The organism is Tenacibaculum sp. SZ-18 (assembly GCF_002813915.1).
GTDB lineage: Bacteria > Bacteroidota > Bacteroidia > Flavobacteriales > Flavobacteriaceae > Polaribacter.
The window spans coordinates 3,871,748-3,887,944 of sequence record NZ_CP019335.1 but is presented as its reverse complement, the minus strand read 5'-3'; the positions used below and the strand labels follow the sequence as shown (position 1 = coordinate 3,887,944).

General features: G+C 31.7%; 15 protein-coding genes. 7 read left to right on the top strand and 8 right to left on the bottom strand.

What is annotated here, in order from left to right:
• Positions 1–7: 7 nt before the first annotated feature.
• From BTO06_RS17700 to BTO06_RS17690, 3 genes are all read left to right on the top strand, one after another.
• A complete protein-coding gene (locus BTO06_RS17700) occupies positions 8–754 on the top strand; it encodes a uroporphyrinogen-III synthase (RefSeq protein ID WP_100926568.1) in 747 nt (248 codons plus the stop codon).
• A gap of 94 nt (positions 755–848) precedes the next feature.
• The gene (locus BTO06_RS17695) at positions 849–2,222 is read left to right on the top strand and encodes a DUF1800 domain-containing protein (RefSeq protein ID WP_100926567.1); all 1,374 of its coding nucleotides are present in this window, start codon (positions 849–851) and stop codon (positions 2,220–2,222) included.
• Positions 2,223–2,232: 10 nt separating this feature from the next.
• Positions 2,233–3,429 (top strand): DUF1501 domain-containing protein, encoded by a 1,197-nt coding sequence (locus BTO06_RS17690; protein WP_100926566.1) that lies wholly within the window; start codon positions 2,233–2,235, stop codon positions 3,427–3,429.
• Between the two features lie 309 nt (positions 3,430–3,738).
• Here the strand turns inward: BTO06_RS17690 and radA are convergent, their stop codons facing one another.
• Genes radA through panC form a run of 5 tightly spaced genes read right to left on the bottom strand, consistent with a single transcriptional unit; the run spans position 3,739 to position 8,423 of the window.
• Entirely contained in the window at positions 3,739–5,100 is a 1,362-nt protein-coding gene (gene radA / locus BTO06_RS17685; protein ID WP_100926565.1) for a DNA repair protein RadA, read from the bottom strand.
• An 8-nt stretch (positions 5,101–5,108) separates the two neighbouring features.
• On the bottom strand, positions 5,109–6,197 hold the full coding sequence (locus BTO06_RS17680; RefSeq protein ID WP_100926564.1) for a DUF4369 domain-containing protein: 1,089 nt from the start codon (positions 6,195–6,197) through the stop codon (positions 5,109–5,111).
• A gap of 22 nt (positions 6,198–6,219) precedes the next feature.
• Positions 6,220–7,164, bottom strand: a complete 945-nt coding sequence (locus BTO06_RS17675) for a lysylphosphatidylglycerol synthase transmembrane domain-containing protein (protein WP_100926563.1) — start codon at positions 7,162–7,164, stop codon at positions 6,220–6,222.
• A gap of 12 nt (positions 7,165–7,176) precedes the next feature.
• A complete protein-coding gene (gene panD / locus BTO06_RS17670) occupies positions 7,177–7,527 on the bottom strand; it encodes an aspartate 1-decarboxylase (protein WP_100926562.1) in 351 nt (116 codons plus the stop codon).
• A 44-nt stretch (positions 7,528–7,571) separates the two neighbouring features.
• On the bottom strand, positions 7,572–8,423 hold the full coding sequence (panC, locus tag BTO06_RS17665; RefSeq protein ID WP_100926561.1) for a pantoate--beta-alanine ligase: 852 nt from the start codon (positions 8,421–8,423) through the stop codon (positions 7,572–7,574).
• Between the two features lie 93 nt (positions 8,424–8,516).
• Between panC and BTO06_RS17660 the strand changes: the two genes are divergently transcribed.
• From BTO06_RS17660 to glmS, 3 genes are read left to right on the top strand one after another with little or no spacing between them, the layout of a single operon-like run.
• Positions 8,517–9,338: a glycogen/starch synthase gene (locus tag BTO06_RS17660; protein WP_100926560.1), complete on the top strand. Its 822-nt coding sequence runs from the start codon at positions 8,517–8,519 to the stop codon at positions 9,336–9,338.
• Positions 9,339–9,352: 14 nt separating this feature from the next.
• Positions 9,353–10,894: a DUF4270 family protein gene (locus tag BTO06_RS17655; RefSeq protein WP_100926559.1), complete on the top strand. Its 1,542-nt coding sequence runs from the start codon at positions 9,353–9,355 to the stop codon at positions 10,892–10,894.
• Positions 10,895–10,921: 27 nt separating this feature from the next.
• Positions 10,922–12,778, top strand: coding sequence for a glutamine--fructose-6-phosphate transaminase (isomerizing) (gene glmS, locus BTO06_RS17650; protein WP_100926558.1), 1,857 nt, complete (start codon positions 10,922–10,924; stop codon positions 12,776–12,778).
• 56 nt (positions 12,779–12,834) lie between these two features.
• Here glmS and BTO06_RS17645 read toward each other — a convergent pair whose 3' ends face one another.
• Together BTO06_RS17645 and prfA are read right to left on the bottom strand one after the other, a co-directional pair.
• Complete coding sequence (locus BTO06_RS17645) at positions 12,835–13,785, bottom strand: endonuclease/exonuclease/phosphatase family protein (RefSeq protein ID WP_100926557.1); 951 nt, start codon at positions 13,783–13,785, stop codon at positions 12,835–12,837.
• A gap of 51 nt (positions 13,786–13,836) precedes the next feature.
• Positions 13,837–14,913, bottom strand: coding sequence for a peptide chain release factor 1 (prfA, locus tag BTO06_RS17640; protein ID WP_100926556.1), 1,077 nt, complete (start codon positions 14,911–14,913; stop codon positions 13,837–13,839).
• A gap of 86 nt (positions 14,914–14,999) precedes the next feature.
• On the opposite strand from prfA, the gene BTO06_RS17635 reads away from it, so the two are divergent.
• Complete coding sequence (locus BTO06_RS17635; protein ID WP_100926555.1) at positions 15,000–15,425, top strand: hypothetical protein; 426 nt, start codon at positions 15,000–15,002, stop codon at positions 15,423–15,425.
• 6 nt (positions 15,426–15,431) lie between these two features.
• On the opposite strand, the gene BTO06_RS17630 is transcribed toward BTO06_RS17635, so the two are convergent.
• Entirely contained in the window at positions 15,432–16,187 is a 756-nt protein-coding gene (locus tag BTO06_RS17630; protein ID WP_335755676.1) for a sulfite exporter TauE/SafE family protein, read from the bottom strand.
• Positions 16,188–16,197 lie beyond the last annotated feature (10 nt).

The window sequence follows — 16,197 nt, the reverse complement described above, 5'->3', positions numbered from 1 at the left end:
AAGTTTTATGAAAGTGAAAACCATTTTAGTGTCTCAGCCAGCACCCAAAACAGAAACTTCACCTTATTTTGACCTTGCTGAAAAGCAAAGAGTTAAAGTTGATTTTAGATCATTTATTCATGTTGAGGGGATTCCGACCAAAGAGGTAAGAGCACAAAAGATTGATCTTAATAATTTTTCAGCAATAATTCTTACGAGTAGAAATGCTGTGGATCATTTTTTTAGAATCGCTCAAGAAATGCGTTTTACTGTACCGGATGACATGAAATATTTCTGTCAATCGGAAGCAGTAGCTTATTATCTTCAGAAATACGTAGTATATCGTAAACGTAAAATTTATGTTGGTACTCGTACATTCCCTGAGCTAACGAAATTAATCAAGAAGCACAAAGATGAGAAGTTCTTACTTCCTAGTTCTGATAAATTAAAATCGTTAATTCCAGATGAATTAAATAAGTTAGGAATTAACTGGACAAGAGCTGATTTATACAGAACAGTTGTAAGTGATTTGTCTGACTTAGAAAATGTATTCTATGATGTTTTAGTGTTTTTTAGCCCATCAGGTATTGAAAGTTTGTTTGAAAACTTCCCTGATTTCAAACAAAATAACACTAGAATTGCTGTGTTTGGAAACTCAACAATCAAAGCGGTTGAAGCCAAAGGTTTACGTGTAGATATTGCTGCACCAACCCCTGAAACTCCTTCGATGACAATGGCATTAGAAAAATATATAAAAGAAGTAAATAAAAAATAACATTACCTTTTTTTGATAAAACTAAAGACCTCGCTATTTGGCGAGGTTTTTTTGTTTAAATTAAACCTTTCTTTTCTGAATAAGTCTCAATAATATGAAAAACAAGCATATTCTTCATTTATACAATAGAATTGGATTCGGAATTCTCCCTAAGGAAGTTGAGAAACTACACTCTCAAACTCGTTCTGAAATTGTCGATACTCTTTTTCAATCTGCAAAAACTATAACTCCATTATATATTGAAACAAGCTTTCTGAATTCGACATCTACAAAAAAAATAAAAAATAAATCAAAGCGAAAAGAATTGATGAAGTTGAATCGGAAAAAGGTTCGTGAGTTAAACTTAATTTGGATGGGCAGACTTATGAATTCTAAGGAAATTCTTCGAGAAAAAATGACATTATTCTGGGCGAATCATTTTGTTTGTGAAGACAAAAATGTACTATATGCTTTACATTACAACAATACGCTAAGAAATCATGCATTAGGAAACTTTGGAGATTTTGTAAAAGCTATTTCTAAAGAGGCAGCAATGCTTAAATATCTCAATAACAAACAAAATAAAAAAAACAGTCCAAATGAAAATTTTGCTCGTGAACTTTTAGAGCTTTTCACACTCGGACAAGGAAACTATTCTGAAAAAGATATACGAGAAAGCGCAAGAGCATTTACAGGTTACAATCATAGATTTGATGGAGATTTTATTCTCAAAAGAAAACAGCATGATAATGGAAAAAAAGAGTTTTTAGATCGAGTAGGGAATTTTGATGGAAATGATATTATAGACATCATCCTTCAACAAAAACAATGTGCACGTTTTATTTGCCATAAAATTTATGCATACTTCGTAAATGATAAAATTAATTCCTCTAGAATTGAAGAAATGACTTCCATTTTCTATAAAGATTACAACATTGAAAAACTTATGAAACATGTATTGAAGTCAGATTGGTTTTACGATGAAGAAAATATTGGGGTAAAAATAAAGTCTCCCATTGAACTTTTAGCAACAATTCATAAAACTGTTCCATATACTTTTCAAAAGTCAAAACAGCAAATACTTATTCAAAAATTACTGGGGCAAGTTTTACTTTATCCTCCAAATGTTGCCGGTTGGAAAACTGGTAAAGGTTGGATCGATAGTAACACTATGGTCACTAGATTAAGACTTGCTTCTGTTCTTTTAAATAATGCCGAGATTAGTTACTCAGAAAAAGATGATTTTAAAGCTATAGTTAACTCGGTTACTAATGAAAAAAGAAGAAAAAAAGCCTTTATAAAAACAGAAACAAACTGGCATATATTCAACAAAAACTATGAGTCAATTTCGAATGAAGAACTATTCGAAAGTTTAATTATCTGTCCAATTACCAGTGGAACAAAAGAAATCATAAATCAATATAAAGATTTACCCAAAAAGGATTTCTGCATTCAATTGATGTCTTTACCTGAATATCAACTTTGTTAATTTGAAGAAAATGAAAAGAAGAAATTTTATAAAAAGAACATCATTAGCTTCTGGAGGATTATTTTTTGTTCCTCAGTTTTTAAAAGCTTTTGAAAATGGTTTACCTGAACGCACTAATTACAAAAAACTAGTTATTATTCAATTAAAAGGAGGAAATGATGGATTGAATACTATTGTTCCTTTTAGAAATGATATTTACTATCAAAATCGTCAAAGAATTGGAATTCAAAAAAGCGAATTATTGAACCTTAACAGTGAACTTGGTTTTCATAAAAGTTTATTACCCCTGAAAAGGTTATTTGATAATGGTTATGTAAGTATTATTAATAATGTTGGTTATCCTAATCCAAATCGTTCACATTTTAGATCCACAGATATTTGGCAGACTGCAAGTGATAGTAATCAATATTTACAATCAGGTTGGGTTGGCCGATTTTTAGATGAAACAAACGCTAAACCATATGGAGCAATTGAAGTAGATGAAAGCTTATCTTTAATGCTTAAAGGAAATAATCAAAATGGATTGGCAATTACAAATCCCAAACTATTTCATCGTATATTAAATCAGCCGTTTTTCGATAATGTATTTAATAAATATTCGAACGATTCGCATTTAAGTGAACACAATCTTGGTTACTTGTACAATACCATGATTGACGCGAAATCATCAGCAGCTTACATCTACGAGAAAACTAAAACGAGTTCATCTACCATAGAATATCCCAAAAACGCCTTTGGAAAGCAATTAAAAACCATTTCTGAATTTATTTCTTCAGGAATAGACACACAAATTTATTATGCTGGATTAACAGGTTTTGACACACATGCCAATCAAACAAACAGGCAATCAAGATTATTAAAAGTTTATGCCGAAAGTATAGAAGTTTTTGTAAAAGATTTAGAGAAAAATAATCAATTCAAAGACACTATAATTCTAACATTTTCGGAATTTGGAAGACGAGTAAAACAGAATGGATCTAACGGAACGGATCATGGAACAGCTAATAATGTATTCGTTATTGGAAAAGATTTAAAGAAAAATGGAATATACAATTCATTACCTAATCTAAATGATTTAGATGATAATGGAGATCTTAAATTTTCTATAGATTTTAGAGAAGTGTATGCAACATTACTTGATAAGTGGCTGGGTATAGAAAATGATAAGATTCTAAATAAAAAATTCTCGCATCTGGGGTTCATCTAAAAAACATATATTTACTTAATAATCATAAAATTATACTTCTATTTGTTTAATAATTTTAAAAAAATTTCTAAATTGAATGCAATTAACCATATAAAATAAGATCATGTTAAAAAACATTTCAAACTTAGGAACTACCCTGAACAAAACAGAACAAAAACAAATTAATGGAGGATGGACATATATTATTTGTCTTGAATGCAAGCCTCTACCTCCTGGATACATTTGCATGAACGAAGTTTTTTGCGGTCCTTTTTAAAGTTATTGTTAAAACATTTTATACCATTTTACTATTGATAGTAAAATGGTTTTTTAAGCAAATAAAGTAGCAAAAGCTTCTTCTATTTTTCCAACTAAAATTAGTTTAATAGAATGGTTTTTCGAGCTAATCTTATTGTATTTAGAGGTTACAAAAGTTTTATATCCCAGTTTTTCGGCTTCTACAATTCGTTGATCAATTTTTGGAACGGGACGAATTTCTCCAGCTAAACCGACTTCAGCTGCAAAACAAACATCAGGATTTATTGCAATATCCTGATTAGAAGATAAAATTGCCGCTACAACTGCTAAATCAATAGCTGGATCATCAATATAAATTCCACCAGTTACATTTAAAAATACATCTTTAGCACCTAATTTAAAACCTGCTCGTTTTTCCAAAACAGCTAAAATCATATGCAAACGCTTTAGATTATAACCGGTAGTAGAACGTTGTGGAGTTCCGTATACAGCAGTACTTACTAATGCTTGTATTTCTATCATTAACGGACGAACTCCTTCTAGCGTTGAGGCAATTGCAGTTCCACTTAAGTCGGTATCTTTTTTCGAAATCAGAATTTCCGATGGATTGGTAACTTCTCGCAAGCCATCCGATAACATTTCATAAATCCCTAATTCTGCCGTTGAGCCAAATCTGTTTTTTTGAGATCTTAAAATTCTGTAGGTATGATTTCTATCTCCTTCAAATTGAAGAACAACATCCACCATATGTTCTAAAATTTTTGGCCCAGCAATGTTTCCTTCTTTATTAATATGTCCAATTAATAAAACGGGAGTATTGGTTTCTTTTGCAAATTTTATAAGTTCTGCGGATGTTTCTTTTATTTGAGAAATACTTCCAGGAGAAGCTTCAATATTATTGGTGTATAACGTCTGAATGGAGTCAATAACCAAAACATCTGGTTCCACCTCTTCTACATTTCTAAAAATTTGTTGCGTATTGGTTTCCGTGAGAACTAAACAATTTGAATTTTGATTTGCCAAACGTTCTGCTCTCATTTTAATTTGCGATTGACTCTCCTCACCTGAAACGTATAATACTTTCTCGGTAATTTGTAATGCAATTTGAAGTAACAGTGTAGACTTACCAATTCCTGGTTCACCTCCTAATAAAACAACCGATCCTTTCACCAATCCACCTCCTAAAACAGTATCAAGCTCATTGTTTTTAGTTTGAATTCTCTCCTCTGTATTCAATTTAATTTCTTGAATCTTTAGAGGTTTACTTACTATTTTTTGAGAATTTAATGATGATTTCCAATTTCGTTTTTCTTCTTTTTGAACTACTTCTTCTACAACTGTATTCCATTCTTTACAATTAGGACATTGCCCAACCCATTTAGCATGTTGTGCTCCACAATTTTGACAGAAATATGTTGTTTTGGTTTTAGCCATTTTTATTATTAATGAGATGAAAGTATAGAATCTATTTGATGAATTGTTGGACTTTTTAAAAGAAGTTTACCTTTACCATCAAATAAAAATTGAGAACCTCCTGAGTTAAAAATATTATACATACTCCATATATTGAACTCATTATTTAACTCATAATATATTTCCCAAGGATAATTATATTTCTCTCTCACAAATTCATACTCTTCCTTTGTTTTAATACCTCCTAGAACAGATAGAATTTGAATTCCTTTCCAGTTTTTCCTTTTGATATTATTCTTTATTAATTGACCTTTTTCTATACAAGGCCTACACCAGGAAGCCCAAAAATCTATTAATAGTAATTTTTTGTTTACAATAAGATCCTTTGCCATAACTCTTTCACCTTCTTTCGTATTCAGATCAAAATTCTTAAAATTAGAAATCCCCTTTTTCCCTTCAAGTGTAACATCAACAAGTTTACTATAATAATGATTTGGATATTTACTTTTATACTTCTTAAACCATTTTTGAAAACTTGATAAAGAATAAGGCAATACTTGATATGCCGACATTAACTCATACAACAAAGCATAGCCATGAATAGAATACTCTTCAATTTCTTTTTTATATAAAGCAAGAGTTTCTTCTTCTAATTTCTTTAACCCTGTAGAATCTTTTTTACGATACAAATCCTCGTACCTGTAAGCTAACTCAAAATACTTTTTCCTGTATAATGATCTCAATTTATTCAAACTGCCACCTCGTACTTTATTCTTATCAAAATCTTTAGGATGAAGATCAAAAAATACCGTGTCATTGTCATTGAAAAAATCTATTGGTATAAATTGTCCATCATTTTCAAAAATCAAAGAATACTGCTGTATTTGATTACTTTCTATTTTATATTTAAAACTCCCGTCTATGACAGGGATTTTTTCATTTATTCTGAAATCTACTCCATGCTTCTCTAAAAAGAGTGTATCATTTAGTCCATTAGTATTTACCTTACCAATCAAAAGAGACACATGTAAATCCTTATTGTTGATTCGTTCTTTATTTCGTTGACCGCACGAAACACAAAAAATTAGTATCAGAAAAAATAAACCAAGCCTTTTCATTTTTTTTAGCTCGAAGATAAAATTATTTATTTTTATTGTAAAGAGGTAACAACAAAAAAGATAATCCACCGAAAACAATAATCATAGCTGTTTGAGCTGTCCACATAATCCACCCAAAAGCATTCGCTGGTTCTTCTGGAATTCCAAATAAAGCAAAAGCACCTGCTACCGCAACAGGATATAATCCAATTCCTCCATTCGTAGCAGCAATACTAAAACCACCTGCTATAAAACCAACTAACACAGCACCAAATGGAATATCAAAAGTTTCAATTGCAGGAACTGTAGCCCAGAACATAGCAACATACATTACCCAAATAAACAAAGTATGAACAATAAAAAGCCATTTATTCTTCATTTTGAAAATACTCAATGAACCTTCTATTAGTCCAAACACAAAGGATTTAATCTTCAACCCAACTCCATCTGTAGCTTTTTTTACAAATCGAACAAAAATGAAAAGTCCAACAACTAAAATTCCTAAAAGCAATAAAATTTTACTTGGAGAAAAATTCTTGGTTACTAATTCAAAAATGAAGTCAAACTGCACAAATAAAGTAATTCCTACAATTAACAACATCATAATAAGATCAGCAATTCTTTCTGCTACAATTGTTCCAAATCCTTTCTCAAATGGAATATCTTCATAGGTTGTCATTACAGTTGCCCTAAAAACTTCCCCTGCTCTCGGGACTGTTAAATTTACCAAATAGGCAACTAAGACCGCCATTGTGCTATTTCCAAAATCTGGCTTATACCCTAAGGGTTCTAATAAAAACTTCCACCGATAAGCTCGAGATAAGTGACTTAAAACACCAAAGAACAAACCTAAAGCGATCCACCAATAATTAGCATTCTTGAAATATTGAACTAAAGTATCTATTGAAACGATTGATAAAGAATACCAAACTAAAAAACCTCCCAAAGCGAGAGGCAATACTGTTTTTATAATTTTTTTTAACGACAAATTGAAGTGGTTTTATTCTAATAAATTTGTTTGCTCGTTTGGAAAAACTAATTGAGGCTTGAATTTTTTAGCTTCTTCTATATCCAAAAATCCGTATACAATTAAAATCAACACATCTCCTTTTTGAACTCTCCTTGCCGCAGCTCCATTTAAGGTAACTTCACCGCTTTTTCTTGGACCAGGAATCGCATAAGTTTCTAGACGTTCACCGTTGTTATTATTTACAATTTGAACTCTTTCTCCTTCAATAATACCAGCTGCATCCATTAAATCTTCATCAATGGTAATGCTTCCTATATAATTTAAATCGGCACCCGTAACCTTTACGCGGTGAATTTTTGATTTTACTACTTGTACTAACATGCTACAAAAATACTGTTTTTAAAGAATCTATCTTTTATAATTAGTTAATTGTTTTTGAAACGGATATTATCAATTAATCGGATTTCTCCTGCGAATACAGCAATAAAAGCTCTATATCGTTTATTACCCTCAAACTCTTCCACAGAAATTAACGTTTTTTCTTCTGCAATTGTAAAATATTCTAGTTCTAACAGAGGGTGCTCTTGAAATTGTTTTTCAACCCATTTCGTTATTTCTTTAACACTTTTTATGCCATTTTTTTTTCTTGCCTTTTTTAATACTTTATAAATGAAAGGGGCTGCTTCTCTGTGCTCTTTACTTAATCTCGTATTTCGAGAACTCATGGCTAATCCATCTGGCTCTCTAAATATTGGCATTCCTTTTACCTTTACTGGGATATTATACTTTTTTACCAATTTTTTGATAATCTGTAATTGCTGAAAATCCTTTTTGCCAAAATATGCGATATCCGGCTCAATAATTTCGAACAAAGCTTTTACAATTGTTCCTACTCCATCAAAATGCCCATCTCTAAATTTTCCTTCCATTTGATTTTCTAAACCATCAAAATCAAAACTTTCTGAAACAATATTTCCGTCATAAATCTCATCTACAGATGGATAAAACAGAATATCACAATTAATACGTTCGAGTAATTCTACATCTTTCTCAAACGTTGTTGGATACTTAGCTAAATCTTCCTTATTATCAAACTGAGTAGGATTCACGAATATACTTACTATAGTAACATCAGTTTTGCTTAAAGCCATCTCTACTAGAGAAAGGTGTCCTTTATGTAATGCACCCATCGTAGGAACAAATCCAATACTATTTCCCTTCTTTTTTTCTTCCGCTAAATAGATTTTTAAATCGGATTTTGACTTGATTATTTTCATTAAATGTATGTTACGATCTGGGCAAAATTAGCAATTTAACAGGATTTTAGCATAAAATTTCGTAGTTTTGCAGCTTTAAAAGAGTTAGATTTAATGAAGGATAAGAGAATATTGTATGTTTCATCGGAAGTTATTCCTTACTTACCGGAAACAGAATTATCATCTACCGCATTCAATGTTGCAAAATTTGCGCATTCTAAAGGAGTTCAAACCAGAATTTTTATGCCACGTTTCGGCGTGATTAATGAAAGAAGACATCAACTACATGAAGTAATTAGATTGTCTGGAATGAACTTAATCATCAACGACATGGATATGCCTCTAATTATTAAGGTTGCATCTATTCCAAAAGAAAGAATGCAAGTATATTTCATCGATAACGATGAATATTTCAAAAGAAAGGCTATATATACAGACGAGGACGACAAACTCTTCAACGATAATGACGAAAGAATGATTTTCTTTGCAAAAGGTGTTGTTGAAACAGTAAAAAAATTAAACTGGGCCCCAGATATTATTCATGTTCATGGGTGGATGGCTTCTTTGCTTCCAATGTATTTGAAAGAATATTATAAAGAAGAACCGTTATTTACTGATAGTAAAATCGTTACATCTTTATACAACAAAGAATTTGAAGGTGAATTAAATAGTGATTTAATCAACAAAGTAAAGTTTGATAAAATTAATAATTCTTCTGTTGCTCATTTAGAAAAACCAACACATGAGAACATATTACGTAACGCAGTTATGAACTCTGATGCAATTATCAAAGGAAGTGATGCATATTCAGAAGAGTTCGAACAATTCATTAACGAAAGTGGCGTTACATTATTAAACTACCAATCTGAAGAGTATTTAACTGAGGCTTACTTAGACTTTTACAAACAAAACGTTCTTGAGCTTCAAGATTCTTAATTTTTCAAACAAATATGATTAAAAAAATTGTGTATTTAAGTGTAGCTTTAGTTTCACTTTTATTTGTGATTTCGTGCGAAAAAGATTTTCGTGAAATTGGAGTTAATGTAATTAGTAACAATCAATTTGATACTAAACAAATTACGCTTGAAGTGATTGTTAAAGATAGTATTTTAGAAGCTGTAAGGGCGGATAACCTTGCGATTGGTAGCTTAAGTGAATATTTATTAGGGGTATACAACAATCCTGATTACAAAAGAATTGAAGCATCAATTATAGGTCAATTAGGTGTTGTAGTTAATCCTCAAACTGTCCAAAACACTACAGAAGCAGAAAGTGGAGACGAAGAAGATTTAGATTCTATTTATGTATTTAACGAAGCGGTTCTTGAAATTCCTTATACATCAACAAGATTGGAAAATGAATCTGATGGAAAGCCTAAATTTAGACTAGATTCTTTACTAGGTAATTCTTCAATTCCAATGTCTTTAGAAGTATTCCGAAACGGGACATTCTTAAACAACTTAAACCCAGGAGACCCAACACAGCAAAATTCATATATGTCTGACGCAACATATGTAGAATCTGAATTATTGAATGATGATCCAGGGTTTACATACACACCAGATCCAACAGATACACTTTATGTTGTCGAAAGAGAATTAAGTACAGGTGAAACGTTTGAAGAGACTATAAAATTAACTAATAGCATCCCTTTTTTAACAGTTCCTTTAAACAAAACTCGTATGAAAGAATTATTTTGGGATAAATTCTCTGATACTGAATTTGCATCTCAAAGTGATCTGAACAATTATTTCAGAGGAATTATTTTAAAAACTAAAGGTACAGATGGTTCAATGGTTCCATTATCATTGGGGACAAATGCACCTCGATTGAAATTTTACTACACAATTACAAGATTGGATGAAGGTGTGGTTAAAGACACCATCGTTGGTAACTACACATTTAACTTTTCAGGAATAGTAAACAGTCAATATAAAATGACAGCCCCTCAAAATGCTGCACCATCAAATAGTTTTGCTATTCAAGGTACTGCGGGAAGTATGGCGACCATAAACATTTTAAATGGAACCGAACTTCAAGATTTAAGATCTCAAAATATTTTAATTAATGATGCTTCTCTCGTGTTCAGCATCGATACTTCTAGAGACACCACCAAAGTCCCTTCAAGATTATTAATATTTAAAAATACGGGAGTTGGAGATGGTGAACAAATTGAAGATAGTTATACAGAACAATTATTTTTTGGTGGATTTTTAGGAGATGATGATGACGGTAAACCAAAGGATTATACAATAAGAATAACTGATTATATTTCAAACTTGGTAAGCGGAGACTCTAATGAAAATTACCCTTTAATACTTAAAGTATATAATTCACGAACAGACGCTGCTGTAGTTAACAATTTTGTTCAAACTCAAATAAACTCTTACAACTGGAATCCCAGAGGAGTTACATTATTAAATCATTCTTCTGTAAATGGCGAAAAAAGAGCTAAACTTATTATCTCCTATTCAGAGGAAAAAGCAAATTAAAAACTAAGAAAACTAGAAAAAATTATTATGTGTGGTATAACAGGTTATATAGGAGATAGAGATGCATATCCAATAGTTATTAATGGTTTAAAAAGATTAGAATATCGCGGATATGATAGTGCGGGTATAATGATGTATGACGGTAATAGCATTAACTTATCTAAAACAAAAGGAAAAGTTTCAGATTTAGAAGTAATCACTAACAAAGAAGAAATTAGAAAAATAGGAAAAATAGGTATTGGACATACTAGATGGGCTACACATGGTGAACCTAACGACGTTAATTCCCATCCGCATTTTTCCGAATCGGGAGACTTAGTAATCGTGCACAATGGTATAATTGAAAACTACGATACCATCAAAAAAGAGTTACTTTCTCGTGGTTATAAGTTTAAAAGTGATACTGATACTGAAGTTTTAGTTAATTTAATCGAGGAGGTAAAAAAAACAGAGGAATGCAAACTTGGTAAAGCAGTTCAGCTAGCTCTAACAAATGTAATTGGAGCATATGCAATTGCCGTTTTTGATAAAACTAAACCTAATGAACTTGTGATAGCAAGATTGGGAAGTCCTATCGCAATTGGAATCGGTAAAGACAACGAAGAGTTCTTTGTTGCGTCTGATGCATCTCCTTTTATTGAATTCACCAAAGATGCTTTATATCTTGAAGATGGGGAATTAGCAATTATTAAGAAAGGTAGAAAAATAAAAGTAAGAAAAATTGATAATGATAAACCCGTCGATCCAGATATTCAAGAGCTTAAATTAAGTTTAGATCAAATTGAAAAAGGTGGCTATGATCATTTCATGTTAAAGGAAATATATGAACAACCAAAAGCTATTATAGATACTTACCGTGGTAGAATGTTACCTAATGAAGGAATTATTAAAATGGCAGGGATTGATGATAATATTAGTAAATTCTTAAATGCAGATAGAATTATCATAATCGCTTGTGGTACTTCTTGGCATGCTGGTTTAGTTGGAGAATATTTAATTGAAGACATGGCAAGAATTCCTGTTGAAGTTGAATATGCTTCAGAATTCCGTTATAGAAATCCAATTATCACACCTAATGATGTTGTAATTGCTATTTCTCAATCAGGAGAAACAGCTGATACTTTAGCTGCTATTAAATTAGCAAAATCTAAAGGAGCGTTTGTATTTGGTGTTTGCAACGTTGTTGGTTCTTCAATCGCAAGAGAGACTCATGCAGGTGCTTACACACATGCTGGTCCAGAAATTGGTGTGGCGTCTACAAAAGCATTCACTACACAGATTACTGTTTTAACGTTAATATCTTTAAAACTTGCTCAAGCTAAAGGAACTCTTTCTAAAACAGCAGTAAATAACTATTTACAAACAATGCAACAAATTCCTACGCAAGTAGAACAATTATTAAAAATTGATCCAATTGTTAAGGATATTGCTCATCATTACATGGAGGCCACTAACTGCCTATATTTGGGACGTGGATTCAACTTTCCTGTGGCTTTAGAAGGAGCTTTAAAACTTAAAGAAATATCTTATATTCATGCAGAAGGATATCCTGCCGCAGAAATGAAGCATGGACCTATTGCATTAATCGACGAAAACATGCCTGTATTCGTTATTGCCACAAGAAAAGGCCATTACGAGAAAGTTGTAAGTAATATTCAAGAAATCAAATCAAGAAGAGGTAAAATTATTGCCATTGTTACAGAAGGTGATGAAACCGTAAAAGAAATCGCAGATCACGTAATTGAAATTCCAGAAACGGAAGAAGCGCTAACGCCTTTATTGACAACAATTCCTTTACAGCTATTATCTTATCATATTGCTGTTATGTTAGGTAAAAATGTAGATCAGCCAAGAAACTTAGCTAAATCTGTAACTGTTGAATAACTAAGGAATAGAAAAATATTTAATCTAAAAAACCCAGCTTATATAGGCTGGGTTTTTTAATTCTTTTTAAGGGTTACAAACACTGGAAAATGATCTGAGAAACCTCCTCTATACCAAGGTCCAATATATGTTCTAAAAGGAGCTCCCTTATGCTTACCTTTCCTTGTCGTAAGCCAAGATTTATTAAATATTTCAGCACTTATGAATTGATGACTTCTGTTATCTGAATTAAAATTATTTGATAATATAATTTGATCAAACAAATGCCATTCTTTTCTAAATGTTAACGTTCCTAAACCACTTTCATAAATAGATAACATAGGATTAAAGAAATCTTTTGTCACCAAATGATTACTAATACTCTCAGATGTTGGATTATCATTAAAATCTCCCATAATTATGATTTTCGCATCTGGATCTTTACTCCTAATTCTGTCCACTGCTTCCATTACAACATCAGCTGCCTTTATTCGTTTTGACCTAGATACTAATTCCCCTTCTCTTCTTGATGGCCAATGATTCACCAATATATGAACCAAATCGTCATTCATAAAACCGGAAACTAATAAAACATCTCTTGTATAATCAAAGTTTCCATTTTCATCTAAAAAATTGAATTGCATTGTATCTGTAGAAACCGGATCAAAAAAACGATCGCGATATAATAAAGCGGTATCAATACCTCTTTCATCATTAGAATCGAAATGGACATAACGATACCCAAATTTTTGCAAATCTTTTTGATTCACTAAATCATTTAAAACTCTAGCATTTTCTACTTCTGCTAAACCAACTAAAACTGGAGGTTCTGAAGACCTCTTTTTACCTATTTGGGAAATAACATAGCCAATTTTCTTTAGTTTACTATAGTATCGTTTATAATTCCAATTTCTCTCTCCTTTAAGGGTATATACATCGTCATTGGTATTTGGATCATTTATAGTATCAAATAAATTTTCAACATTATAGAACGCCACCGTCAATATTTCGTCTCTACTATAACTCATAAGATGACAAATATAACTACTAAGAACGCAACCATCTGGTTGCGTTCTTCTTTATATCGTTTCTCCCAATTCTTTTAGTTTGGATGTATTTTCAGCTAGCATCAATTCATCAATGATTTTCTGGATATCACCATTTACAATATTCTGTAAATCGTAAAGTGTTAATCCTATTCTATGATCCGTAACACGACCTTGAGGATAATTATATGTTCTGATTTTTGCCGAACGATCTCCGGAAGTCACCATAGAACCGCGTTTCGCAGCATCTTCAGCTTGCTTTTTAGCTAATTCTAAATCATATAATCTAGAACGTAAAACTTTAAATGCCTTCTCCTTATTTTTATGCTGAGACTTTTGATCTTGACACTGTGCAACCAATCCTGTTGGAATATGTGTTAAACGTACCGCAGAATATGTTGTGTTCACAGACTGACCTCCTGGACCTGAAGAACAAAAGAAGTCAATACGCACATCTTTAGGGTTAATTTCTACATCAAACTCTTCAGCCTCTGGAAACACCATGCACGTAGCTGCTGATGTGTGCACTCTACCTTGAGTTTCCGTCTGTGGAACACGTTGAACACGGTGAACACCAGCTTCAAATTTTAACGTACCATAAACATCTTCTCCAGAAACTTCAAATTGAATCTCTTTAAATCCGCCATTAGTCCCTTCGCTGTAATCAACAATAGAAACTTTCCATCCTTTTCCTTCACAATACTTAGAATACATTCTAAATAAATCACCAGCAAAAATACTTGCTTCATCACCACCTGTTCCCGCTCGTAGTTCGACAACAGCATTTTTTCCATCTTCTGGATCTCTCGGAATTAATAAGAACTTAATTTCTTCTTCTAATACAGGAATTCTTTCTTTTGCTTCATCCATTTCCATCTTAGCCATTTCAACCATTTCTGCATCACTACCATCGGCTATAATTTCCTTAGCTTCTTCGATATTGTTTAAAAGCGTTTCATACTCATTTGCTTTTTTCACAACCTTACCTAAGTCTTTGTATTCCTTATTGAGCTGTACATAACGCTTTTGATCAGAAATAATATCTGGTTGGATAATTAAATCTGATACCTCATCGTAGCGTTGCTTTACTATCTGTAATTTATCTAGCATTATTCTTTTCGTTGGAGTGCGAATTTACGACTTTTCTTTAAATTTGTAGAACTGAAAATCAGTGATTGATTTAAAATCTGACTTCTATGCGTTACCTAATTTTACTTTTTACAATTTCTATTTGTTTCTCTTGTAAAAGTGAACCTAAATATCCCCATTTTTTAATTGGTAAATGGAAACGAATTGATGAAGATTCTACGAAAACAACATTTGAAGTTTGGAACGATGATTTGTCTGGAATGGGTTATTCTTTAAAAGATAAGGATACAATTTTCAAGGAGACTCTTAATATAACTCTAATTAAAGGTTCTCCTTATTTTCAAGTAACTGGGGTCAATCAAGAACCTACACTTTTCGACATAACTTCACTTACAGAAAAATCCATGGTTTGTAAAAATGAACAAAACGATTTCCCGAAAGAGATTTCATATAGGATGGAAGAAGGAAAACTAAAAGCTAAGGTTGCTAATGAGGACTTCGCAATTGATTTTGTTTTTGAAAAGATTCACTAACATAACTTAATTTTTAATAAGCATAACTAAACCTGATATCAGTAATAAACCGAGTACCATATTCTTTAGCACAATCTCATTTAGCTTATTATATAAGGATTTTCCCAAGAATGTTGCTAATAGAAATGAGGGTATTATATACAATGAATTGTAAAAATGATTGTATGTTAGAATATTTTGTGCATACAAAATTGGTACGCGAGTAATTGTTATCAAACCTAAAACACCAATCATAGTCGCTCTGAAAGTTCTCATATCAACCACTGTATTTTTCACAACCATTACATATAAAGGCCCACCCGTTGAAAAAAGTCCTGAAAAAAAACCACCAGCCAATCCAAAAACAAAGCTAAATCGATTTTTCTTTCCACTTGTTTTTTTAACCACAAACATGTTAAAAATAACGTATAGTAAAATAAATAACCCCAACATTTTTTTGAGAACCAATGGTTTTCCGTATTGTAATATCCAAATTCCAAGAGCTACTCCAATAATTGTTGCAACGGTAAGTTTTAGCAGTACTAGTTTATCAATATTTTTCCACTCTTTAACAACTAAAATGGAACTAGAGTATAGGTAGAACAATGCTAAATACGCAATTGCATCTTGTAAATTCATAACTATTAATAACATAGGTAATGCAACCAATGCTCCAGCAAAACCAACAACAGTTTGAATAAAAAAGCCGAGAAATATAGCGAGTACTAACACAAAAAAAACACTTAAAGCCATTATATTTAAATGAATAAATTCTTGACTCAAAATTAAAATC

Excerpts from the sequence above, each read along its gene's own strand:
- BTO06_RS17700 (WP_100926568.1), top strand. The coding sequence starts at position 8 with ATGAAAGTGAAAACCATTTTAGTGTCTCAGCCAGCACCCAAAACAGAA.
- BTO06_RS17695 (WP_100926567.1), top strand. The coding sequence starts at position 849 with ATGAAAAACAAGCATATTCTTCATTTATACAATAGAATTGGATTCGGA.
- BTO06_RS17690 (WP_100926566.1), top strand. The coding sequence starts at position 2,233 with ATGAAAAGAAGAAATTTTATAAAAAGAACATCATTAGCTTCTGGAGGA.
- radA (WP_100926565.1), bottom strand. The coding sequence starts at position 5,100 with ATGGCTAAAACCAAAACAACATATTTCTGTCAAAATTGTGGAGCACAA.
- BTO06_RS17680 (WP_100926564.1), bottom strand. The coding sequence starts at position 6,197 with ATGAAAAGGCTTGGTTTATTTTTTCTGATACTAATTTTTTGTGTTTCG.
- panD (WP_100926562.1), bottom strand. The coding sequence starts at position 7,527 with ATGTTAGTACAAGTAGTAAAATCAAAAATTCACCGCGTAAAGGTTACG.
- panC (WP_100926561.1), bottom strand. The coding sequence starts at position 8,423 with ATGAAAATAATCAAGTCAAAATCCGATTTAAAAATCTATTTAGCGGAA.
- BTO06_RS17660 (WP_100926560.1), top strand. The coding sequence starts at position 8,517 with ATGAAGGATAAGAGAATATTGTATGTTTCATCGGAAGTTATTCCTTAC.
- BTO06_RS17655 (WP_100926559.1), top strand. The coding sequence starts at position 9,353 with ATGATTAAAAAAATTGTGTATTTAAGTGTAGCTTTAGTTTCACTTTTA.
- glmS (WP_100926558.1), top strand. The coding sequence starts at position 10,922 with ATGTGTGGTATAACAGGTTATATAGGAGATAGAGATGCATATCCAATA.
- BTO06_RS17645 (WP_100926557.1), bottom strand. The coding sequence starts at position 13,785 with ATGAGTTATAGTAGAGACGAAATATTGACGGTGGCGTTCTATAATGTT.
- prfA (WP_100926556.1), bottom strand. The coding sequence starts at position 14,913 with ATGCTAGATAAATTACAGATAGTAAAGCAACGCTACGATGAGGTATCA.
- BTO06_RS17635 (WP_100926555.1), top strand. The coding sequence starts at position 15,000 with ATGCGTTACCTAATTTTACTTTTTACAATTTCTATTTGTTTCTCTTGT.